Consider the following 22,060-nt stretch of genomic DNA (forward strand, 5'->3'; position numbering starts at 1 on the left):
TTTGGGTTTAACGTGCGGGGCCGCTCTTGGTCCTGTCTGCACCGACTGCTGCCCCTGTGCGGGTCCTTTTGGCCTTGGCTGCGCCTTTACCCATGGTGACGGCTGCGCTGGGGTGTGTGCCCTCGCTGCGTTCCGCAGCGGCGCGTCCTCGGACTTGGGTTTCATTGGCTCCGGTAGTGGCCAGGGATACTGCGAAAGCTTCATTGCGTTCCGCGGAGCCGTAGTCGGCTGCTGACGTGCTTTCCGTCTTGAGGCCCTGGTCTTTGAGCCGGCGGCTGAGGTTGCCTGTGACGCGGGTTTCGATATCGCGGCCGACGCTTTCCATGCGGGCGAAGAGTTCCTTTTCGGCTCGTTGGTACCGCTGTTCCACGGGCGTCCGTTCGGACCCTGTGAAGCCTCCCTCTGCCAGGAGTTTGGCTTCGTGCATGTCCTTGGCGGCTTTCGCGAACCCGGGATCCTTGAAGTGTGAGTCGCCGGCGCCGTTGATGTTTGCGGTGGTCTCTTTCCGCAGCTGGTCAAGGTCTGGTCCGTTGATGCCGTCCTTGCCGATGAGGAACATGCGTTCCTGCACGGTGGCGTCCGCGGCCGCCACTGCTGCAGGGGTCTTAGCAGTGTGAGCGGTCTGCAGCGCTTGGGCCAGCTCGGGGTTGGCCAGGTATTCGGCCGGCACCTGGTGGCGTTCCATTTCCGGGGCCAGCGTCACGGCCTGCGCGCGGAGTTCTTCGGCGCGGGCGGCAGCGAGCAGGCCCATGGCCTTCTCGTGTTCGGTGGCCGCCGTGCGGGTTTCTTCGTGGCTGCGTTCCAGTGCGTCCTGCCGGGCCTTGTCCGTGGCGGCATGCTGGATATCTGATTCCAGGTATCCAGAGTCCTTGCCGGCCTCGCGGGTATCGATGCCGTAGCGCGTGAAGACTTCCTGACGGATCTTTTCTGAGGCCGCGAGGGCGGCCGGGTCGTGGTCTTTCCAGCCTTCAGCGACGGCGTGGGCCGTGGCGATGTCGTGGGGCTGGGCCTTGTCCCACCACTGGTCCTTATTTACCTGTGCCAGCGCCGCTCGCGCTGCGCTGCGGTCTGCCGTGAGGCGGGCCTGGGCTTCGTGCGCTGCCTGGGCATCTTGGTGTTCCTGCTGCCGTTGGGATTCCTGCCGGCGACGGGCCAGCGTCTCGGCAATGCGTGAGGCGATCATGAGGGACTGCCGCATGCCGCCGTCCAGCAGTTCGTCCATTCCGTCTGATTCACTCATCGTGCTCCCCTTGCAGTTGGTGGTGGTCGTTATCGGTCCAGTACGGGGCCGGACTCACGGCCCGTGTGCTGGTGGGTTTTGGCCGGCGTTGGTGTGCTCGGTACCGCTGACCCTGGACGGATGGGCGCCATGCCGCGCAGTCCAAGTTCTACGGAGTTCGTTGCCTGTTCCGGTGCACCGACGGTGACCGGGCGGGGCATGGTGGCTGCGAATGGTTTCAGCTGCTCTGTGACGACGGCCCGGAGCCGTTGCGCTTCACGGGTTCGTCCGGACTGCTGGTGCATCTCGTGGATAGCGAAAGCCGTGTTCACCAGTTGCAGCATGAGCGCGGACTGAGCGGCCGTTTTGCTCTTGCTGGACGCGGCCATGAACAACATGGCAGTGCCGGCAATGGACGGCAGTGCGACGGGCTTGCTGTGCTGGCGTGGTGCCCGGAGTTGGGCGGTGCGGGACAGTTCGGCGGCGGTGGCCGCCAGCGGACCCGGGGTCGGTTCGAGCCGGTGGGACCATGCCGCGAACGCGCCGGATACTTCCCTTGCTGCTTTCGCCCAGGTGGCGTGATCGTCACGGGGCAGTGTGCGCAGCTGCTCAACCAGTGCGGTCGCGTTCCGCGTGTATTCGACCCACATTTCCGCCGGGGGTGTTCCGTTTTCGGGGCCGGTCCTGGACACGGTGCGCCTGTTGCGGGCCGCTGCGTTCCATTCCGCTGCGGCCTCGGTTGCCAGCTGCGGTGAGTCCATCCACTCTTCACGCAAAGCACCGAGCTTCAGGTCGGAGGCGAGGGTGCCGCCGCCGAACCAGATAGGCCGCTCGCCCTGCTTCGGGCGTTCGGCCACGGAGTACCCGACGATGACGTCGGTGGTGTTCTTCGCATAGCGCGGACGAACCAGCATGCCGGTGTCGCGGGCGCGCCGGACGAACTCACCTTCGGTCGCCGAGGAGCTGGCGCTGGCGCGGACTTTCCGGGCCAAAGAGGAGCGGTGCATTTCCCGCTCGTCCCGGACAGCGGTGGCTTTCTCGGCCCGGTCGTAACCTCGGGTGGCGTGCACGGTGGAGAGCTGTTCCAGCCCGTACTTAACCTCCAGCTCACGGCACGATTCCTGAGCCTTCTTGTAGTCGCCGTGGGTGGATGCCTTGGTGCCGTCTTCGCGGACCAGGGACACGGCCAGGTGGATGTGGTGGTTGCCGTTCTCACTCGTGCCATGGTTGACCGCAACCCACCGGCAGCGGGCCTTTCCGCTGCTTTCGGTGAAGCCCATGGAATCCACGAAATCATTGGCGATATCGCCCCACTGCTGATCCGTCAGGGCGCCCTCTTCGGCGCGCAGACTCAGCGAGCAATGCCACACGCTCGCGTCCTTGTAGCCGACGTGAACGCGCTCCTTCTTGGCCGCATCCCACTGCATGTCCTTGATCTGAACCGATACGCCATAAGCCCTGCGCGGCTGGTCCAGATGCTTGGCAATAGCCAGCGCATCGTCCCGGTCCAGAACACCATCGTCGTACCACGCCATGATCGCCGCGTCGCCCGCTACAAGGTGCGGATCAGAGTGTGCGTTCTTCGTTTTGTTGGCGTCCGTGGAGGCCAAATAAACCATGAGCCCGCCCATACGTGAACCGCGGGTGATGTTCGGGATCATCCCTACATCAACCCCTCAATGGTGCGGTCAATGCGCATCGCAACGGAGCGGAGGTGCTTCAACGCTTCGTGCGCCTCGGCGGGGAACTCGCTCGTGGCGTTGGCCTGCCGTGCGAGCTGGTTGATGTTGTTCGAAGAACGCGCCAGCAAGTTGTGCAGGGACATCAGTTCCGCGATAGCGGCACGTCGTTCGGTTGTCGTCTCCTGCGCCTCGGACAATGCCGAGGTAAGCAGCAGGTTCGGGACGGTCACCTTCTCGCGTTCGGCCCTGGCGACAAGCGCGGCTTCCTCTTCAACAGTGACCCACAGGTCACGGCGCTTCTTGCTGCCGGCGGGAGTGTTCACCCGACGTCGGCGCGACAGATTGAAACGGTGAGTGAATCCCTCATCCGACATTCAATCCATCCCTTCAAAGGCCCAGCGCAGCGACCCCGGAACCGGGGACCACACTGACCAGTGTGCCGCACTCGACCGCCAGTGTCGAGCGCGACAAGCCACTTACACCCGTGTAAGTGTATAGCTTGCTCCGGACGGTTGGCTTCGGTGGTTTCGTCGTCTCGTGTGCGGAGAATCAGAAAACCTGCTGCCGAGCGTCAGCCGTGGCCGGTAGGGTTTGGGCATGGATATCAACGAAATCACCGCGAAAGCCGCCGCCAAGATTGACGCCGCCCGGGACGCCAAAGTTAACGCCGTGAAGACGGCAGCTGCCAGCGGTGTGGAGGTTCAGGAGGCTGCTCGGCTGCTCGTCGCAGCAGAGCAGAAGTACGCCAAGGACTACCAGACGGCCCTGCGTACAGACTGGACCGAATCCGACTTGCGCGGCTTCGGTCTCGACGCTCCGACCAAGAAGGCCGGCGGCCGTCCGCGCGGCCGGAAAGCTGCCCCAGAAGCGGCTCACGTGACTGGTGCTTCGGATAAGTAACCCCTCGCCCACGGGCACGGCAAAAGCTACTTCCTGCGGGCTTTTCCCGCACACATCTGGACGACGGGACCCATCTGACCGCCCGCACACAACCACCGCGTCACCACCCAGCCCGCGTCACCCCGGGTAAGCGCTGGCTGTGCACAGGCTCCATAACGCGCGGGCCGGGTCGGAGAAGTTCCCCATGGTTCGTAGCCTCAACGCGGCCGACTCACCGTCGACCGCGGGCGGGTTCTTTTCAGCAGGAATCACACAGAGCAAGAGCTTCGCAGCAGTAGCCCGCGGAGCCTCTTGTCGGTGACTGAATGGCTCAGGAGCATCCGTTCGGCTAAGAGAGGGCACAAGGAAGGCCCGGGCCCTGCCCTTCGAGAGGCTTTGCCCGGGCATTCCTGGTCCTATCGACTGAGAGAAGCGGGCCGTACGACGTCCATCCAGTCCAGGAACTCGGCAACAGTACCGATCCGGGCGATGCGCTCGTGGATGGCCTTCTGGTCGTGGCCGGGGACGAAGTCGCCTCCCGTCGTCATCTCGCCGCAGCCGCACCGGCAAGGCTGGCCGGCTTCGCCGTCGAAGTCAGTGTCCTCGAAGTAGCGGACCGGGTTCCGGGCGGCGCTGACGGGGCTCGGGTGGCCGACGTACTTGTCGAAGACCGGGTGTCCCTCGCTGAGGATCTTGCCGTGGATCGTGTAGCGGTCGTCGCGCTTCTCCTCGGGGTTCCGCCCGTACAGGGTGGTGCGTTCCAGGGAGTCGATTTCGACGGCCTGGATGACGGTCCGCCCGAAGGAGAACAGCGCGTACCGCTCCTTCTGGCCGCGGGCCCCGATTGCCCATTCGCCGTGGTTGGCCTCGTACATTTCATCCTGAGTCATGCCGGCTTCATAGCCGACGTACGGGCGGCCGAGACCGTCCTGTTCAGGATTGACAGGCTTTTTGGCGGTGACGGTGATGTGCAGCATTGGTGCTCCTTGGTTGGAAAGTTATAGATAAGGCTCCCGGGTGACTCAAGTATGTTTGTAGTGGTTATACTTGTCAAGGCCGGGTTACTCATCTATATGCAGCGGGAAGGCAGAAGGTCATGTCCGCGCACATGAGAGCGACAGGGAGACCATCCCGGCGCCTGGACTTCAAGGCCATCGGCCCCGTCCTCACTGTCGCCCCGTAAGCAGCACCAAAACAACAGCGACGGATCTCCGAAACTCCGGGGCTGTTGTGCTTCACGGCCCTCTGCAGGAGCGTGCCATGGGACTCACCGCCGGATACGGCATCGGCGGAGAGATTCTGACATTGCCTGGTGCGGGGCCACGGCCGTTCAGAGTTTGCGTCGTTAAACGGAAAGGGAAATCTGCAGCCCGAGCGGAGCGAGGTCCTTTGGGGCGGCACTTAACGAGGTGAGGCCGGCCCGTAGGGGGCCGGCCTCAGTTTTTCCCTCAGCAAAAGGAAACCTTGTGGTGCAGCGTCGTCGCTGCGGAAGTTACTGGCCCAGCGGGGATTTTTCCCAGGAGATGTCGACGACGGAGGCCCCCTGCTGCATGGTCAGCATGGACAGCTCGAGCACGTCCTGGGTGTGGGTGGCGCCTGCGGGTGCGGCGTCGTCGTCCGTGAGGATGAAGTCGTGGCTCATGATGCTGCTCTCTGGCGTGAGTGGTGTCCGTTGCTCTCTCACTGTAGCCCGGCGGCAGTCTTTTGCCTCTCTCGTGTTGCTGCGCCCGCGTCAGCGTTGATCGGCGGCCGGAGGAGCGCCAGCGGGGGAGGCCGCCGCCGCCCGGGGGGCCCGGAACCGTTGCCGGTCCGCCCCCCCGTTTGTCCTAGCGGTGCCTCTTGTACGCGGTGGCGGCGTCCTGCGCGACCGGGGCGATGGTTCCCCGGTTCACCAGCTGTTCCATCAGTTCAGCGAGCCGGTAGCCGGGCGTGTCCGCGATGGCGAGGGCGAAATGGTCTGTGGCCACGGATGACTGGCCTTTGAGGTACGCCAGCCAGCCGGTCAGGGTCAGCAGGGGCGCACGGTAGCCTTCCGGCGCCGCGTCGATCAGGAGCCGCGCCGCATCCTGTGCCCGGTCGACCCGGTTCCAGTCCGGCGTGATTCCCTGCCCGATCAGCAGGTCCCCGCTCCCCTCCGCGTCGGGCCGTGCCGGGTCGATCACGTTGCAGAACATCACGTCGCGCAGGTCAGGGCGCTGAAAGCATGCCAGCAGCTCCACTGTCGTTGCCGGGTCTGCCCAACCGACACGGGTCAGGGCATCGGCCCACAGTGTCCGGCCGGTGTTCAGATCTCCGGCGAACACTCCGGGCAGGGCCTCACGGATCCGCTCGGAGGTGTCCGCGGGACCGGTAAACGGCGCGTAGGTGGTGCCGGGTTCCTTTTGGTAGCTGCTCCCCCGGAACACCATTTCCGCGTTCAGTTGCCCATCGGTGATGGACTCCAGCGGTTCGGGCTGGCAGCACCCGGCGTCGCTGTCGCACAGCAGGTTCTGCCAGTGCTCCGAGGTGACCAGCCACGCGTCTTTCAGCGGGGTTCCTGCGATCTCCAGTTCCTGAATCACGGCTTCTACGTGGTCGTGAAACGGGCGCTGCGCCGCGGCGTCCGGGGCGTCGTCCGTGTAGATGGCCAGCAGGACCGCGGTGGCCTGCGTGTCTACCGCGAGGTAGTCCACCATGGCCCGCGCGAAACCGACAGGATCCCCGAACAGGGGCGCGTCGACGCGGAGTGTGGCGCCGAGGGTGTTCCCGCGCAGGGTCAGGAAAACGAAGGACTCCTTGGGGGCGAACCCGAGTGCGTGCGGGATGAAGCCAAGGATGTCGGCCGGGGAGGAAATGCGGATTGCGTCGTTCATGGGTTGTCGTCCTTTGCTGAGGATTCCGGTGGGTGGGGCGGCTTAGGTGACCGGCCAGCTCCCCTTCTCACAGTTGTTTTTGGCTGCTGGCGAAGCTTGCGGAGCTGTGGCCGACGGAGGCCTGTCTACCGAAGGCAAGGACCGTGGAATCTGCGGAGGAATTCAGCGACGAAGGAGCGCCGGAGCCGATTCTGCGGGCCGCAGGCCCCGACGAAGGAGGGGCTAGACAGGCCGGAGCGGACACGTACAATCCGTCAGGACAGCAGCCAAAAGACGTCGTAGACACAAAAGGACCAGGGATGGCCGGAGCCCTGCGACGGACAGCACTGGACCCTACAGTCGGCCGCGCCAGCGGACGCCAGAGCAGTGTCTTTGGTCCCGCGGTGCCCGCTCGTCTTGTGGACAGGCCGTGGCAGGATAGGGTCCATTATGGACAGGCGGTTGCGGCGCGCTCCTGACGCCGAATGGGTGCTGATGTACCGGCTCGGACTGAGCCGGCAACGCATCGCTGCCCTCGTCCGCGCCGAGCCCGCCGCCGTCGGATACCATCTGGCCATCGCCCGCCGCCAAGACCCCGGGCTCCAGGCCGAGCACCAGGCCGCCTCCGCCGCCGCACCCATTCCGTACCCCTCGCCCACGGATCTCGCCCGAATGGAAGAAGTCATCGCCTGGGCCTTGGCCGAAGGCTGGCTGCCCGTCGGCCGTTCCGGCGACCGGGGCGAACGGTCCATGGCGCGGTGGCTGTCCGAGCGCCGGCGCGAAGCGGCCGACGGCACCCTGGACCTGGCCTACCGTGACGGTCTTGCCCGGGTGCCGGGGTGGCTGGAAAACCGCAGGGAAGTTGAGGATGAAGCCCGCTGGCACCATCGCCTCGCCCAGCTCGTGGACTTCCGGGAGGAAGGCAACGACTGGCCGCGCCACGGGAAGACCGACTCGGACCGTGAACACACCCTCGGAGTGTGGATCCACACCCAGCGGTACACATGCCGCCGCGGCGAACTCGATCCAGTGAAACTCAAGCTCCTGGACGACGCAGTTCCCGGATGGCAGGTAGGGAGGACCCGGGGCCGCCCTCCCCGGCAGTAGCCGCTGGTTGTGCCCATTGTGGGCAGGCGGAGCCCTGACGAAGCTCAAGGCTGTCCCCGCTGGGTGTGCAACCGGCTGTAATGTCGGTGCCTGCGTGCAGAGTAGTTCACAGCGGCTTCCGGGCCGCTTTTTGCGGCCACACATATTCGAATGTATTTACTAGATAGAAAATATGCAATCGAATATCAGTTCTAGACTAATGGTATGAACCCGGAGCAGGCGAGCAAGCTGCAGGCGCAGTATGCCCGGCGGGCGGGCCCGATCGGGCTGACGGTCGAAGAGCTCGATTTCGAGCACTTCCCCGCCAAAAACGGCTTCCCCGGGATCCCGGTGAAGGCGTGGATCCGGTTCCCGAACTGTGCCGAGCTGGTGGACGGCAAGGTGTATGTCTGGACGGCCAAGGCCGTGGAAGTGACGTGGAAGGACGGGCCGGTGACCTACCGGACCTGGGTGTGGAGTTCGGCGGTCACCCGCCGGGAAGAAATGATGAACAGGAACTTGGGAGAGCGCGTAGACCGTGACAGCAGTAGCGAATGAAACAACCCTCGACGTTGCCGTCGATGTCCGGTTCACCCCGGCCGGCACTCCCCTGGCCGTCCGGCATGAGGGCCGCATCTGGGCCGTGGCCGCCGATCCGGTGCACTGGTTCACCCGGGACGCTTGGTGGGACACCCGGCGCACGGCCGCCGTCGGCAGCGGGGACCTGGTGAGCATCGAATACTGGCGCATCCAGGTCCGTCTCGGGTCCTCAAACTCCGCGCTGCGGACCTTCACGCTGCGCCGGGTCCCGCTCTCCACCCAATGGCTCCTGGAAAACATCAGCGACTAGGCCACGATGACATTAAACCGCCAGCCGATCAGCGATCAGACCTGGGAAGGGATCAGGACGGAAATCACGCTGCCGGCTCTCGGGCAAGTGCGCCGCCGGCTCTCCGAGCTGATGGAAGACCCCGAACCCGTCATGCAGCAGCTCGTGCGTGTCTTCATTGACGACGGGACCTTCTGCCCGGGATTCCAGTTCCTCCCCGGCGGACAACTCCGCCCGCCGGTCCTTGAGCTGTTCCAGCGAGCAATGGAGCTGCAGATCCCGCACAACTGCTTCACGGTCTGGATGGTCACCCCCTCGAGGGAACTTGCCGGAGCCCGCCCCGTTGACCACCTGAAAGGCGCCCCCGCTCCCCTGCTGCGCGCGCTGGAATCCCACCGCTGCGCTAGAACTGGCCCTTGACCACGCTGGCGGGGTGCGTAGCGTGGGTCCATGGGACTCATCTACGACGACCCGGATCTGGCAGCCCTGACGCTGACGCGGCTCGCCGCGGAAGAATCCGAAGGACCCGGCGCCCTGGAGTCGCGCATGCGCGACTATCTGGGCGACCTCGAACAACGCAACGGCACCGCCTACCTGGAGCTGGTGGCCATCGCTCTCGCCCGGGTCCACTTCAAATCCCTGGACGATCTGGCCCGGGCCACCGGCGCAGACTCAACAGCGCTGCTGGACGCCGCCGAGATGGACACGCTGGAGGCCTTATAGGTTCCGGCGAGCATAGGGTGTTCGGGTGGAGATTACCGGCACGGTTCAAGCCCCCGATGGCAGCTATGAACGCGTCAGCGCCCAAGGCAACACCTATGAGGAAGCCCGCCAAGCCCTCGCAGGAAAGATCTCAGAGGGCTATAAACTCCTCGCGATCCGCACGGAACGCTAACCCCACCCTCACTTGCGGTCGTGCCAGCCTCAGCGCGGAGGACGAGAGCCGAACACTCCGACACAGCTGGCTCTAGAAGGCATTTTGGCGGCGTCCGCTTAGTAGGCGTTGCTGTGGTCTTTGTCAGGGGTCCCTGACATACTGGCCGTCAGGATTACCTGACAGAAGGGTGCGCGCTATGGGCTGGATATCAAACGACAACGAACACGAGGGGTGGGCGGCCGCCGTTGCACCCGACGGACGGCTGTCCGCATCATCGACGGGCGAAGGAATGCTCGTCAAGGGCATCACCGGCCGTTACAAGCCGGACAAGATGCTGCCCGACTACGAAGTAATCCCGGACAGCGAGATCATCGGCTGGCGCGGAGCCTGTGGGTGCGGCTGGCAAGGCGAGCTGTGGGAGCGTGTCATGTCGCCGACCGCCGCCGACTTCAGCCGCCGCCGGGACTACCTTTCTCCCGATGACTTCGCACACGCATCCAGCGAGGTCGAAAACGCCATCCACGACGAGTGGAAAGCCCACCTCGCACCGCTGGAAGCTGTGGCCGGAGTGGAGGCGGCAGCGCGTGAATACAACCAAGCCGGGCACCGGCTGGACAAGACCGTTGCAGCCGCGAAGTCAGCCGGAGCGTCCTGGGCGGACATTGGCCGCGCCGTGGGAATCAGCCGGCAGTCCGCCCACGAGCGCTGGGCCGACAAACAGTGAACCCCCAGGCCCAATCAGGAGCGCCAGACGGCCCGTAGCCCAGAGACTCGTCAGATCCAGCCCCGCACGTCTGGTGGTAGCCCTGATTCTCACAAACGAAGGTATTCAAGATTCCTTTGAATCGAGAATCGAGTGCGCCATCCAAACCTGTCATAGTCTGTGAATCACAGCGATAAATGGCTCTGGCACGAATTTCGTGAACGGTGACGGATCGTCGCTGCGGGCGGTGTTCCCGTGCCTGGACAAGGCGCTGGCGAAGCTGCGCCGGGTGGACGGGACGGCACGGATATCGGCCCGGACCCGCGCGAACAGTGCGTTCCCGCGCTCGGACTGCGGGATGCTGTCGCGGCGGGCGCACAGCTGCTACCGACGCCGGATCGAGGACACCTGTCACCGATTCACGAAATTCGTGCCAGAACCCGATAAATGGCGGGGTTTTCACGGTGCTAACTGTCACCTCTGGCGCCCGCAAGCCGATCCTTACGCGGGCGACCAGCTACTTTTCACTCAGGCGCCAGCCAACAGCAAGCTGGAAAGCCGACTGCGGCGCTACTTCCCTTCGACACCGCTCGACGCGCCCGAGCCAGACTCTGCCTGTGCTGCCTTCTCGGCCTTCTCGGCCTTCTCGGCCTTCTTGCGCTTGTACAAATCGATGCCCTTTTTCACGCCGATAAAGGTGATGATTGCGACCAGGGTGCCGCCAACCATGAGCCATACTTTGGGGTCAATATCGTTCTCGGCCTCGGCCGTTTCCTTGTCGGCCTCGGATGCCCGGAAGTTTGCATCCGCCTCGGCCTCCGCGCTCTTCCTTGCGGCCCGCTGTGCTTGCCTGTCTGCAGAGATGTCCGCACGCACTTTCGCGAGCTTTTCAGGCGAGGAGTCAAGCACGTCCGTGATGCTGGGGTCGAAATGTGTCGTCTCATAAGACACGTGGGCGAAGCCGCCGTACCCATTGTCGTGGTACCGCTGAACTCCGAACTCTTCACCTTTCGACGTGAGACCGTATGCACCCGGCTCGCCGTAGAGGATCCCCTGATCCTTCAGCAGGCGATTGACCTCCATGGCGTTCGCGCCGATCCGGGAGCCAATTTCCGTAGCTGATAGCCCAAACTTCCCCACTACTTGCCCCCATCTCCAAGACCGTTTTCCCAACTCGGTCCATTGTAGGGTCCAAGATCCGAAGCAGCCCCGGTGACGGCCCGGTAGCTGGACGCCTTGTGTCCGTAAGCCGGTCGTCCAGCGCGCACCCAAACATGCTCGCGGACGTTGTCAGTTTCAGAAGTCGTCTGCACTGGATTCCGCGGAACTACGGGGCTGGTGTAGACGACTCCTGACACGGAAGCGTTCGAAGTCGTCTGCACCAACCGTCGTTTTTGTCGGAAGTCGCGTACACCAACCGCCATTCTGTCTGAAGTCGCCTGCACGAACCGCCAATGACGTTCGGGACTTCTAGCCGTTGGATTGGGTCTCGGCGGTCAGCGTCTCCGGCGGACGGGGCGGCAGGTAACGATAAAGGCTGGAGCGAGTGATACCTGTGGCTTCGACGATCTCGGAGATGGACTGATTTTCCTGGTCGCGAAGGTGGGCGGCATAGGCAAGCTTCGCTGGATCGATCACGCTGGGCCGGCCAATCCGTTTGCCTTTAGCGACAGCGACGGCACGCGCATGGGCTGCGCGTTCGATCGCGTAGGTTCGTTCCATTTGGCCGAAGAGCGCGAGCATCACGACTGCCAGCTGCGACATCGGATCCTCCGGGTTGGCGGAATCAACCCGGATCGGGTCAGCCAGGTTCCGGACCCCGACACCGCGGCCTGCCAGGTCGTGGATGAGGTTCAGGGTGTCCCGGACGGTACGGCCCAACCGGTCCAGGGTGTGCACCACGATAACGTCTCCCTCGCGGGCCTGGTCGAGGGCTTCATGCAGTCCGGGCCGGTTTGTCGTGGATCCGGATTTCTTGTCCACATAGATATGTTTGGCGGGGATCCCCTCGCCTCGCAGTGCGTCAATCTGCCGGTCAAGGTCCTGTTTCGCGGTCGAGACGCGGGCGTACCCAATATCCATGAGCCCACTGTACCGATACTTATCCTGCACGCCCCGGACGGGACGTCCAAAAGAAGATAGTTGTGGAACGGAATCTGGTCGCGTGTCGCCATTTTTCGAAGGGGCATACCTTGGGCGTTCCACTTCCTAGGAACTGAGACGCAATAGCTGCATCGTCAGGCCAGCCATGAACGCTCCGCCCGGCGCCGCAGTCGACGGGCGGAAGGTGCCGCGGTGGAGGGACCGGCCGCCCGCTAAAGGTTCCTGTAAGGAGGCCGCGCGTCAGCCACGCAGGCGCTTCAACTGAGCCGCGCGCTCAGCCGTGACCCAGAAGAACACCTCGTTGGGACGCGGCGGCGTGAACTTGGGCCCGGACTGCGCGCACCAAGGCTTGGTCAACTCTGGGAAGTGCTTGCCCAGCGTGCGCCTGACCTGAGTCGGGATGTTCTTCATGACGGAGTAGTCCACGTCCAGCGCCTCCGCCAACTCACGGGTGCTCAGAGCGCCGTCCGGGCCGGGGTGGCCGGAGAGGTGGCGGAGCATTCGTCCGACGATGACGTTGGTCTTGGTGTCCATCGCGAAGAACTTGATCAGATTCTCGTCGGTCCAGCTGTCGATCGCTGCCTGATCGGTGACGAACGCATCCTTAGCAGTTGGCTCGATGGGGGTGGCGGGTGTGACGGCCGAAGTCGAAAGCCGTTCTCCGAGGAAGACAAGCACGGCACGGACGTGCTCGTTGGGTACAGGGACGTACTGGAACTCCGCGGCCGGGTCGGTGGCTGGGGTGATGGTCATGGCTCTCTCCTGTTCACTGGAACACTACGTCACGTACTCTAGCACTATTCCAATTAGTACGTGACGTAGATCGTCCAAATGGTCCAGGCCTTGCCATGCGGGACCTGCTTGCCCAGCTGATCAGTGCAGCCGCACCGACAGCAAATGAAATGTCAGGCCCGGCGCCGGTCGCCTGTAGCTGAATCGGCACTAAGTGGAACCTGACCGCCAGACATTCGCTACCGCCCCATCACCGGTTCGGAGTAGAGGACTTCTGACACGCCGTGCAGACGACTTCTGAAACTGACAGACGTCCGCGCCGTTGCTGGCCTCGACACGCACGTTTACCCCGCACGACTAAATGCACGGTGAGGGCCCCGTAACTGAAACACTGGGCCAGAGACTGCACTGAAAATCGGATACGCGCGCGTCTCTACGAACGGCCAAGACCTCACGGCCCAACGCGAAGGCCTGATCGCACTTGGCGTAGCCCCCGAGAACATTCACGTCGACCAAGGACTCACCGGCGCCAACAGGACCCGATCTGGCCTCCGCGAAGCGATGGCCGCGGTACGTTCCGGCGACACCCTTGTTGTCACCAAACTCGACCGTCTGGCACGCTCGCTTCCAGATGCACGCGACATAGCCGACGAGCTAACGCGGAAGGGCGTCGTCCTTAGCCTTGGAGGATCGATCTACGATCCCGCCGATCCCGTAGGCCGGCTGCTGTTCAACGTCCTTGGCATGGTCGCAGAGTTCGAGGCCGACCTGATCCGGATGCGAACCCGCGAGGGGATGGCAATTGCGAAAGCCAAGGGCAAGCTTCGCGGGAAGCAACCCAAACTTACCGCCGCCAAACGTCGCCACCTACTCGCCGTCCACGCTGCCGGCACCCACACCCAGACGGAGCTTGCAGAACTATTCGACGTCTCCCGTGCCACCATCTACCGCGAGCTCCAACGCGCGCAACCAGCCCAAGCCTGACATTTAGCGCCGTGAAAAGGACGCCATTTATCGGGCTCTGGCACGAATTTCGTGAACGGTGACGGATCCTCGCTGCGGGCGGTGTTCCCGTGCCTGGACAAGGCGCTGCCAAGCAGGTGCGCCGGGCGGACGGGGACGGCGCGGATATCGGCCCGGACCCGCGCGAACAGTGCGTTCCCGCGCTCGGGATGCGGGATGCTGTCGCGACGGGCGCACAGCTGCTACCGGCGCCGGATCGCGTACACCGGTCCTCGATTCACGAAATTCGTGCCAGAACCATTTATCGCTGCGATTCACAACTCTCACGACTCAGCCGAAGCGCCCGCTCGTGATACCTGGACGAAGCGTCGACTTGTGGCATCGTCGGAGCATGAACCCGCCGGACGACACAGCCCAAGTCCTCAGCACGCAGGCTTGGGAGACCCTTCGAAGGTCCCATGCCGACTACAAATCAAGCACCTCTACGGCGTACGACGAGGTGCTCAACGAAGTCGCTGACCGAATTCTCGCCACGGGCAGCATTGGCAAAGCCGATATCGGTGCCCTGTTGTTCTGGAAGCGCCTCCGTGCTAACACACCGTGGGTCAGCGACCTTATGACCATGCGAGAACAACAGGTCCGAGCCGTTACGGAGGACGCGGTGTCTGCGGTAACTGACAAGTCGCTGCTCATACCTCAAGCGGCTTCTGCTGGCCGGCGGGCACTTTCAGAGCTGCCTGGCTTCAAGACGGGAGATGCACTCGCGTCGGCTCTCCTGCTGGCAGCAGCTCCCGAGCGCATGGCGGTGTACGACCGCCGCGCCCGAGCTGGATTGAAGATATTGGATCTCACGCTCTCCGCGGCGCCCGGCAGATACGGACGCTACATGAAGCTGGTAGGAGATCTACAGTCCACGGCAGCTGTGCACGGACACACCTGGACTGCGAGAGACGTCGACGTCGCGCTCTTTTGGCTCGGCGATCCGAAACGAAAACCCTGAACCAAGACGGACCGAGGAGCGCGGGCGTAGGACGGGGCTGACGGGTTGCTTAGTGGGCGTCGCAGGCTTTCCTGATGTCCCCGCTGATGCGTCCGCGGGAGTTAGGGCTGTACCCGTTGCCCATGGCCCACTCACGGATCTTCTGAGTCTCTTCCCTGCCGGTCGATCGGGTCTTGGCGCTCCGGCTCCCTGATGTGCTGCGGACGCGCTGCCCGTGGGAGACGAACGACTCCAGCACCCGCGCAGGTCAGCGGCGTTGTCGGACGAGAGGTCGATTTCGTAGTGGTTGCCATCAACGGAGAACCGAATGGTTTCCTGGGATCCTCCCCGGAAAGATCATCGATCAGACCGCCGTAGCCCTCTGATGGTCTTGCCCAGCCGAGACGACTTCTCGCTCCCCGCTGCCCGTCATCCGTCATCCGTCATCCGTCAAGAAAGGCCGCCACGTCCCGGATCAGGGTGGGACTTGTATTTACTTCGCACTCCCATACAATTGCAACCTTCCATCCCAGGGCCTCCAACTGTCCGCGCTGTTTCACATCGCGTTCTTGATTGCGCTGCCTCTTGTCTGCCCAAAATTGGGTGTTGGATTTTGGCAATCGCGCTCCCACCGGGCATTGATGCCCGTGCCAGAAACAACCGTTGACGAAGATCACCTTCCGGCGCCCCGCAAATACCAGATCGGGTCTACCTGGTAGCCGCGGATCATGAAGACGATATCGGTACCCAGCTCCGTGCAGTAGCCGACGAAGCCGCATCTCCGGTTTTGTGTCCACGGACCGAATCTTGGCCATGTGCGCGCTGCGCTGCTCTGGACTCATGAAGTCCGCCATGTGTCCATCATAGGTTTCGGACTTCAAGTCGCGTGAGGCGACCATGAAGCTGAGTTGGCTTGCGATCCTCTAACAAGGCGAGACTGCGGGCGGTTCCAAAGTGAGGGATCATTGAACGTCCGCCCTTGTCTCCTTCGTCGCTGTAGGTGACGGCTCATCACCCCAAGTGGGTGTGTTCTGCAGGCCGCCTGGACATCCGGGGGATTTATATACAAGATAGAGGAATGATGAAGTACGTTGACCTGTTTTCGGGCTGTGGTGGGCTCTCGCTTGGTATCGAACGAGCTGGCGGTGACCTCGTACTGGCTGTGGAGAAATCTGCCATGGCGGCGCGCACGTTCTATCACAACTTTTTCGAGCCAATGGCGGATGCCCGCAGCTGGGAATCCTATCTGGAGCGGCCCCTGGAGATACAAGCCAAGCAGGGGGTGGCGGTCTCAGAGCTGGGCCGCGTTCTGGAGAACGACGACATCATGGAGTCCCTCGTAGCCGAAAATCTGGATCTCGTGGTTGGCGGGCCGCCTTGCCAGGGATTTTCTTTGGCGGGACGACGAAATCCAGAGGATGCCCGGAACCGTCTGCCGTGGGAGTATCTATCCTTCGTGGAGCGAACCCAGCCCAAAGCCGTCGTTATCGAAAATGTTGTGGGCATGAGCCACCGTTTCTCCGGTGATGGCGATTCGGCATTCCTTCAACTTCAGCAAGCGCTGAGGGAGACCCTGCCCGGATACGAGGTGCAGGGCGTTGCCGTCAACGCCGCGCATTACGGCGCGCCCCAGAATCGGCCTCGCCTGATGATCATCGGGCTACGGCAGGATGTCGCCGACGAGCGGGAGATCCGGTCCACGGGTTCCCTTTGGAGGTCTTCCTTCGCGGATGGCCCTGAGAGCACGCCCGTTCCGCCACTCGCTCCGGTGCCAACTGTGGCCCTAGCGGACGCTCCGACTATCGCCGACGCAATCGCGGACCTGCAGAGCGTCTTCCCAAAGGTTCACACGGCGAGGGCGCGAAAGTTCAGGAAGGTACTCGAGACGAAGAGGAACTGGGGCCTGCCTGGAGCAACCTCCATGACGGGGATGCCGGGCAACCAGAATCCGCGCTCACACAGCCTGCGCACTCAGGATCGGTTCCGCCTGTATCAGTGGATGCGTGACAATTCCGTGCCCACCCGGGGGCTGGCCGATATTGCAAAAGGCACAGCTGAAAGTGAAAGGATACTGGCTGTCCTCCGCACAAAGCGCTTCCCCGCGGTGGCACCCGACGGTACGGAAATCGCGGCAGGCCACACCGAAATGCTTGGTGAAATGACGCGTTTAGCGACCAAGAAACACTCGCAAAAGGCGCTGCACTGGAACGCTCAAGCACCAACGGTCGTGACGCTGCCCGATGACTACGTCCATCCAAGCGAACCCCGCATCTTCACTGTCCGGGAATTGGCCCGATTCCAAGGATTTCCCGATGATTTCGAATTTCAGGGAAAGGAAACCACTGGCTCCGTGCGCAGGCGGGTCGAGGTTCCCCAGTACTCCCAGGTCGGAAATGCAGTGTCGCCTTTTCTGGCATTCGCCGTGGGTAAGATGATCTCGGGGGCGTTAGGATTGGATCCCCTTAAGTAACGCCACGAAGATAATTGGGAACCAATGACACCTCGCTCAGGGCAGGAAATCGAGAACTTCGCGTTGTTGCGGAGCATCGAGGTTCCCTTCGGCGCCCTCCGCCCGTCCACCATCGGCTTGGCGAAATCCATTCTCGATGCAACGGTGCCGTTCAGACAGTTCCTGCAGGATGTTGGCCTCCACGATTTTGGCCTTCAGGAAATGGGCAGGAATCACAAAGTCGTGGTTCCGACGACTCTGGTTCTGCCAGACGGGGAGGTAATCAGCTCAACAGCTTCCCTCTACCGTCCACAGACCAAACGAGGTGATCCTCGAATATGGTTCCAGCATCTCCGGGACCTGGTTGAACCGGATGAGATGATCATTTGTTTCTTGCACGAGGGTCGACTCTGGGTTGGTAACGGTTCGCACGCCCGGCTTGAATCGGTGCTCGCATTGGCAGGCATTCATCCTCAGGCGCCGGCCGCCGAACCGGCAACACCCGAGCCAGAGGTCTTCGAGGAATTGCTCCATAAGCTCCGGGCCGTCGCGTCCAAGGGTTTCATTCCTGCGCCTGTGGAAGCAGACACCGCGGTGGGACGGCTGCTCGAGTCGGAGTTGGGTATTCCAATGAACTCCGCCAAGGAAGCCGACTACCACGGCATTGAGATCAAATCGGCAAGACTGGGTGGGCGCAGGTACACCATGTTCTCGCAGGTTCCCGATTGGAGCCAGAGCCCTTACGCCGCCTCTGCGCAGATTCTTGACGCCTTCGGTTACGACCGCCCCGAGGGGCGCACCCTTTCCTGCACTCTGAGTGTCAAAAACATTAATAGCCAGGGCTTGTTCCTACACGTGGACCGAGATTTCGACCTCCTGCGCGTACGTCACAACGAATTTGACCCGCGTGAAGTCGTTCAGTGGGACATCAGTACCCTGAAGCGACGAGTGGCCTCCAAGCATTCGGAAACAGTCTGGGTCGACGCCGAGGTGCGGCATGTTGACGGCCAAGAGTACTTGCGGTTTGATGCCATCAGCCATACGAAAGGCCCGATGCCGCAGAAAGTGGCAAAACTACTCTTGGACGGTCATATCACGGTTGACTTCCTTATAAGGCAGGACGGGGACAAGGGGTATCCCTTCAAGATTGCCCAAAATCAGCTTGCCTCTCTTTTCGAGCATTCCAAACGCTATATGTTGTCCCGCTAGCCGTTCACGCTTCACCGGCGGCATCGCGGAGCACCTCCATGTCTCATTCGCATTTGACATGGAACAAACAGCCTGATAAAAATACTCCTGTATGACACGTAATTCGTAGGATGCGAGTTTCGGCTAGGTCAGTACTTGTGAAGCGCCTGAGTATCAGGCTGCTGATCATGGGTGACCGAACGCTATCTGCGATTGCTTGTCCCATACGCTCTATGTCGTCTAAATGGACGTCTGAGTTATTATGGGTAACTCGCCTCGGTGGGCAGCCCAGAACCCGATGATCACTTTGGTTCTCGGAGGGACTAACGTCCCTAGCTAGCCCAGAGAGGCTTTTTTCATGCCCGAAAAGAATCGTTCCGCTGCCGTTGCCCGCCATTTGCAGGAAAGCAAGGCAAACAACGAGTACGCCACGCCATACAAGTTGATCAGTTCCAGTCTTCGAACGCAGAATGCGAAGGCGCGCGCCACAGTGATTGAACTGATCACCCGCGAATTCGACCTCCTTCCGTTCGACGCCGAAACAATTGCGCGATCCGCAGCGGATTTGAGCCAGCTCAAGGAAGCGGTACGCACCGCCCAGACCCGCCGATACGGGCAGTTTGAAATCCAGTTCATTGAGTTCGACGTCGTCACCTGGCGCATTCTTCCTTCACTCGAAAATATTCGTTTCGAAGGTGACCGCGCGTGGAAGGCCGGCAAGGCCCTTCGCTATACATCACTGAGCGAGGGCAAAGCCGTCCTGGGCCTCACACATCCTGACCCGGACTTCGTTGTCCGCTCCCTGCGTGACCAGACTGCCCAGATCTGGAAGTCGAACACGCATTCCAAATCCATTCCCATGCGGGGCATCGAAGCTCCCGGCCTGCTTTCCATCAGCAGGCTTGGGCTTGGCGATAACGCCAAGATCGGCATCTTGGACGCCACCGACGGCTTCAGTCGAACCGTGGGCGCACAGCGCGGTTCCGGCGTCGACATCGATGACGTCTTGTTCGGTCTCCAAAGTGACGCGGCCGAAAACAAGTTGAGGCTCGAACTTCTTGATCTTCGGGACTCTGGGCTCGCCGATCTGGAGAGCGATGCCGGCGAAGTTGCGGCAGCCCGGCTCCGCTCGAGCATCATGCCGCGGGCTCAGGTCATCGTCGGCTATCAGAAGATAGGGGCCAAGGACTCCGCCCAGCCCCGGTTCGATGAAGTGCGCCGCTCACTTGTGGGTCACATCCACCTTGAACCTCCAATGAAGTTCGCGGACACAACTCAGTTCGCTCTGAAGTCCAGGATCGCGCTGGAGGCCATCCACTCCGAAGGCATGCTTCCCGTCCCCCCGGGTTACACCCCGGACGGCATCCTGAATATCCTTCGTGCCGAGACTGAACTGGACGCTCCGGACGGGGAGGCGGCCGATCCGCTGGGTGGGCTCTACCCCGACGAAGTCCTCTTGCTCGCCGCGGAGTCGTTGGTCTCCCCATTGGACGGCAAGCGCATCAGAATCGTGAACTCAACCGTTCACTCGCTGACCGGCAAGAAACCTAGCAAGGAGGATCGGGCTGGGCTCGCCGCCGACACGGCGATGAGAGTGGACCGCATCGCACGCAAGTTGGAAGAGGACACCGCTTTCAAGGGGCGCCGATCGACCATTCAGAAGGTTTTGGCAGCTTCAACCCTTAAGCCAGCGAGGCTAAGCCGTCGTCCTATCCTCGAGATCAGGGACGAAGCCATCCGGAAGCTTCGGGCTCAGAAACTCAATCTCGAGGACGTTTCCCACGAGATCTCACCTGAAGCGGCCGAGCTCGGCGTCCTCGGACTGTACTGCCTTGTTGAGGGAACTTCCCAGATCCCCGGGTCCATGAGGCCACTTCTGATCCGTTCGAGTGCTCGAGTGAACGGTGAATACCTGCCTGAACCTCAGCAGATCATCGAAGAAATGGTGACGTCGGAAATCGGGCTGCAGCAACTCGCCCAGACTATTTTGGATGTACGGGAAGACCGTGTTCCCCGGAAGCTTGTCGAGGGGGATTCCGCGTCCAGCAGCGTCCGGGAAGACAGGGACCTGTTGGACGGCGATGACTTGTACCTCTACAAGCCAGGAAATTGGTCCGCCAAGAAGATCGATACGTCGTCCGATCCCTACGTCGCCCTCACGCTTCACCGGCAGCAAATTGTGGATGGAGTGAAAGCTCTTCAGGCGATTACCACCAACCTCAAGCGCATCGAATCCCCCGACGGATCCAGTCTGGTCGAGTCGGACGGTGTTGCCCTTGACGCAGAGTGGAAGATTCTCGATGAATTGGCCTACGACTTCCGCACATGGACCCGGACAGCCGATCGGGTCAGTCCTTCTGTAGTGTCTGTCTCGAATTCCGTTTACGAGGACGCTGATGACGAAGATGGGACGGACCTCGGAGAAGACTCTTCCGACGACGATACCCTCTTCGATGACGGTCTGGTCTCGAAGTAGCCCTAATCTTCCAGGCCTAAATGGCCAGGATCCGCGCCCCTGATCGGAAGTGGCAAGGAGCACCGCGTTGGGCGCGGTGCTCCTTGCCACAAACATCGGCCCGAACACTCTAGGTGGCATTGCACCGTGTCCAACCCGCTTGTAAATGTTTATGTCGATGGTTTCAACCTCTACTACGGCAGCCTGAAGGGCTCAGACAATAAATGGTTGAATCTTCAGGGAGTTTTTGAGGACCTTATGCCGGGTTTTGAAATCCAGCGCATCCGGTACTTCACCGCGCGGGTTAAAGCCCGGCCAGACGATCCCCAAGCAGCTGTACGCCAGGGAGCATACCTACGTGCACTCGGTACCTTGCCCAAGGTCTCAGTCCATCTGGGGCAGTTCGCTGTCACAACGACCCGCATGGCTCTGGCCGACGAGACCGTTGTTCCGCGCACTGTGGAGGTCATCAAGACGGAAGAAAAAGGTTCTGATGTCAATCTGGCCGCCCACCTGCTTCTCGACGCTTTCCGTGATGATGCGGACATCTATCTCGTGGCCAGCAATGATTCAGATCTGACCGAACCGCTAAGGATGGTGCGGGAGGAACTAAACAAACACGTCGGCATTGCCAAAACACATACTCGTATGAGTAAGTCCTTGCTGCGGTGTAAACCGGATTTCACAAGAGACATCCGGGAGGGTGTCCTGCGATCCAATCAGTTCGAAGACATCATTACGGATGATCGGGGCATGAAGATCCATAAGCCTAAGGATTGGGTGTAGGCCTTAAAAAGCGGAGACCCCTTGCGGGGTCTCGCGGCCAGCCGCCGAAGCAACTGGGGGTATACCGCAACTATATCCGTAAACCTGTGCCCGATGTCAATCCAGAACGGCCATACCCGCTCCCCCGGATCGTCACGACCCTAAAACGGCCACTGAACCACCCGGCAACATAAGGACAGCAGACAAATAACGCGGTTAGGCAAGCAGGGCCAGGGTGCCCGGAGACCCGCGAATCGTCATGCTGCGCAACTAACCCGACAATGCAAGTCCCGGCGCGGGATGCGGATGTCGCATTCCAC

Annotated in this window: 25 protein-coding genes; 14 read left to right on the plus strand and 11 right to left on the minus strand. The window is 62.0% G+C overall.

Annotated features, from left to right (window positions below; all coding sequences use genetic code 11):
- Nucleotides 1-7 precede the first annotated feature (7 nt).
- From ACSQ1X_RS21605 to mobC, 3 genes are read right to left on the minus strand one after another with little or no spacing between them, the layout of a single operon-like run.
- Nucleotides 8-1,240 (minus strand): hypothetical protein, encoded by a 1,233-nt coding sequence (locus ACSQ1X_RS21605; protein ID WP_436059404.1) that lies wholly within the window; start codon nt 1,238-1,240, stop codon nt 8-10.
- A 29-nt stretch (nt 1,241-1,269) separates the two neighbouring features.
- Entirely contained in the window at nt 1,270-2,880 is a 1,611-nt protein-coding gene (locus ACSQ1X_RS21610) for a relaxase/mobilization nuclease domain-containing protein (RefSeq protein WP_436059405.1), read from the minus strand.
- 2 nt (nt 2,881-2,882) lie between these two features.
- The gene (gene mobC / locus ACSQ1X_RS21615) at nt 2,883-3,224 is read right to left on the minus strand and encodes a plasmid mobilization relaxosome protein MobC (protein WP_436059406.1); all 342 of its coding nucleotides are present in this window, start codon (nt 3,222-3,224) and stop codon (nt 2,883-2,885) included.
- 274 nt (nt 3,225-3,498) lie between these two features.
- Here mobC and ACSQ1X_RS21620 point away from each other — a divergent pair, with 274 nt between their 5' ends.
- Nucleotides 3,499-3,801 carry a hypothetical protein gene (locus ACSQ1X_RS21620; RefSeq protein WP_436059407.1) on the plus strand — a complete coding sequence of 101 codons (303 nt, stop codon included), beginning with the start codon at nt 3,499-3,501 and terminating at the stop codon, nt 3,799-3,801.
- Nucleotides 3,802-4,196: 395 nt separating this feature from the next.
- Here ACSQ1X_RS21620 and ACSQ1X_RS21625 read toward each other — a convergent pair whose 3' ends face one another.
- From ACSQ1X_RS21625 to ACSQ1X_RS21635, 3 genes are all read right to left on the minus strand, one after another.
- Complete coding sequence (locus ACSQ1X_RS21625; protein ID WP_436059408.1) at nt 4,197-4,757, minus strand: hypothetical protein; 561 nt, start codon at nt 4,755-4,757, stop codon at nt 4,197-4,199.
- Between the two features lie 515 nt (nt 4,758-5,272).
- The gene (locus tag ACSQ1X_RS21630; RefSeq protein WP_436059409.1) at nt 5,273-5,422 is read right to left on the minus strand and encodes a hypothetical protein; all 150 of its coding nucleotides are present in this window, start codon (nt 5,420-5,422) and stop codon (nt 5,273-5,275) included.
- Between the two features lie 184 nt (nt 5,423-5,606).
- Nucleotides 5,607-6,632, minus strand: coding sequence for a DUF4192 domain-containing protein (locus tag ACSQ1X_RS21635; protein ID WP_436059410.1), 1,026 nt, complete (start codon nt 6,630-6,632; stop codon nt 5,607-5,609).
- 429 nt (nt 6,633-7,061) lie between these two features.
- Here ACSQ1X_RS21635 and ACSQ1X_RS21640 point away from each other — a divergent pair, with 429 nt between their 5' ends.
- The 7 genes from ACSQ1X_RS21640 to ACSQ1X_RS21670 all read left to right on the plus strand — a co-directional run bounded on the left by ACSQ1X_RS21640 (nt 7,062) and on the right by ACSQ1X_RS21670 (nt 10,127).
- A complete protein-coding gene (locus tag ACSQ1X_RS21640) occupies nt 7,062-7,718 on the plus strand; it encodes a helicase associated domain-containing protein (protein ID WP_436059411.1) in 657 nt (218 codons plus the stop codon).
- A 204-nt stretch (nt 7,719-7,922) separates the two neighbouring features.
- The gene (locus tag ACSQ1X_RS21645) at nt 7,923-8,255 is read left to right on the plus strand and encodes a hypothetical protein (RefSeq protein ID WP_436059412.1); all 333 of its coding nucleotides are present in this window, start codon (nt 7,923-7,925) and stop codon (nt 8,253-8,255) included.
- Nucleotides 8,236-8,547: a hypothetical protein gene (locus ACSQ1X_RS21650; RefSeq protein ID WP_436059413.1), complete on the plus strand. Its 312-nt coding sequence runs from the start codon at nt 8,236-8,238 to the stop codon at nt 8,545-8,547. The genes ACSQ1X_RS21645 and ACSQ1X_RS21650 overlap by 20 nt, the downstream gene beginning before the upstream one ends.
- 6 nt (nt 8,548-8,553) lie before the next feature.
- Entirely contained in the window at nt 8,554-8,946 is a 393-nt protein-coding gene (locus tag ACSQ1X_RS21655) for a hypothetical protein (RefSeq protein ID WP_436059414.1), read from the plus strand.
- A gap of 30 nt (nt 8,947-8,976) precedes the next feature.
- Nucleotides 8,977-9,249, plus strand: a complete 273-nt coding sequence (locus ACSQ1X_RS21660; RefSeq protein ID WP_436059415.1) for a hypothetical protein — start codon at nt 8,977-8,979, stop codon at nt 9,247-9,249.
- Between the two features lie 25 nt (nt 9,250-9,274).
- Nucleotides 9,275-9,421: a hypothetical protein gene (locus ACSQ1X_RS21665; protein WP_436059416.1), complete on the plus strand. Its 147-nt coding sequence runs from the start codon at nt 9,275-9,277 to the stop codon at nt 9,419-9,421.
- Nucleotides 9,422-9,599: 178 nt separating this feature from the next.
- Nucleotides 9,600-10,127, plus strand: coding sequence for a hypothetical protein (locus ACSQ1X_RS21670; protein WP_436059417.1), 528 nt, complete (start codon nt 9,600-9,602; stop codon nt 10,125-10,127).
- Between the two features lie 549 nt (nt 10,128-10,676).
- On the opposite strand, the gene ACSQ1X_RS21675 is transcribed toward ACSQ1X_RS21670, so the two are convergent.
- From ACSQ1X_RS21675 to ACSQ1X_RS21685, 3 genes are all read right to left on the minus strand, one after another.
- Nucleotides 10,677-11,189 (minus strand): hypothetical protein, encoded by a 513-nt coding sequence (locus tag ACSQ1X_RS21675; protein WP_436059418.1) that lies wholly within the window; start codon nt 11,187-11,189, stop codon nt 10,677-10,679.
- 387 nt (nt 11,190-11,576) lie between these two features.
- The gene (locus tag ACSQ1X_RS21680; RefSeq protein WP_436059419.1) at nt 11,577-12,188 is read right to left on the minus strand and encodes a recombinase family protein; all 612 of its coding nucleotides are present in this window, start codon (nt 12,186-12,188) and stop codon (nt 11,577-11,579) included.
- A 261-nt stretch (nt 12,189-12,449) separates the two neighbouring features.
- Nucleotides 12,450-12,962 (minus strand): hypothetical protein, encoded by a 513-nt coding sequence (locus tag ACSQ1X_RS21685; RefSeq protein WP_436059420.1) that lies wholly within the window; start codon nt 12,960-12,962, stop codon nt 12,450-12,452.
- A 387-nt stretch (nt 12,963-13,349) separates the two neighbouring features.
- Between ACSQ1X_RS21685 and ACSQ1X_RS21690 the strand changes: the two genes are divergently transcribed.
- Together ACSQ1X_RS21690 and ACSQ1X_RS21695 are read left to right on the plus strand one after the other, a co-directional pair.
- Nucleotides 13,350-13,925 (plus strand): recombinase family protein, encoded by a 576-nt coding sequence (locus tag ACSQ1X_RS21690; protein ID WP_436059442.1) that lies wholly within the window; start codon nt 13,350-13,352, stop codon nt 13,923-13,925.
- A 370-nt stretch (nt 13,926-14,295) separates the two neighbouring features.
- Entirely contained in the window at nt 14,296-14,904 is a 609-nt protein-coding gene (locus ACSQ1X_RS21695) for a hypothetical protein (RefSeq protein WP_436059421.1), read from the plus strand.
- Nucleotides 14,905-14,953: 49 nt separating this feature from the next.
- On the opposite strand, the gene ACSQ1X_RS21700 is transcribed toward ACSQ1X_RS21695, so the two are convergent.
- Together ACSQ1X_RS21700 and ACSQ1X_RS21705 are read right to left on the minus strand one after the other, a co-directional pair.
- The gene (locus ACSQ1X_RS21700; protein WP_436059422.1) at nt 14,954-15,142 is read right to left on the minus strand and encodes an Lsr2 family DNA-binding protein; all 189 of its coding nucleotides are present in this window, start codon (nt 15,140-15,142) and stop codon (nt 14,954-14,956) included.
- Nucleotides 15,143-15,326: 184 nt separating this feature from the next.
- Nucleotides 15,327-15,782, minus strand: coding sequence for a very short patch repair endonuclease (locus ACSQ1X_RS21705; RefSeq protein WP_436059423.1), 456 nt, complete (start codon nt 15,780-15,782; stop codon nt 15,327-15,329).
- A 179-nt stretch (nt 15,783-15,961) separates the two neighbouring features.
- Between ACSQ1X_RS21705 and ACSQ1X_RS21710 the strand changes: the two genes are divergently transcribed.
- The 4 genes from ACSQ1X_RS21710 (at nt 15,962) to ACSQ1X_RS21725 (ending at nt 21,761) form a co-directional block, all read left to right on the plus strand.
- On the plus strand, nt 15,962-17,353 hold the full coding sequence (locus ACSQ1X_RS21710; protein WP_436059424.1) for a DNA cytosine methyltransferase: 1,392 nt from the start codon (nt 15,962-15,964) through the stop codon (nt 17,351-17,353).
- A gap of 24 nt (nt 17,354-17,377) precedes the next feature.
- Nucleotides 17,378-18,541, plus strand: coding sequence for an MvaI/BcnI family restriction endonuclease (locus tag ACSQ1X_RS21715; RefSeq protein WP_436059425.1), 1,164 nt, complete (start codon nt 17,378-17,380; stop codon nt 18,539-18,541).
- A 337-nt stretch (nt 18,542-18,878) separates the two neighbouring features.
- Complete coding sequence (locus tag ACSQ1X_RS21720) at nt 18,879-20,996, plus strand: hypothetical protein (protein WP_436059426.1); 2,118 nt, start codon at nt 18,879-18,881, stop codon at nt 20,994-20,996.
- A gap of 126 nt (nt 20,997-21,122) precedes the next feature.
- Nucleotides 21,123-21,761, plus strand: coding sequence for an NYN domain-containing protein (locus ACSQ1X_RS21725; RefSeq protein WP_436059427.1), 639 nt, complete (start codon nt 21,123-21,125; stop codon nt 21,759-21,761).
- Nucleotides 21,762-22,060: the final 299 nt, after the last annotated feature.

It is taken from the genome of Arthrobacter sp. LjRoot78, assembly GCF_964254335.1.
In the GTDB taxonomy this organism is placed as follows: Bacteria; Actinomycetota; Actinomycetes; order Actinomycetales; family Micrococcaceae; genus Arthrobacter.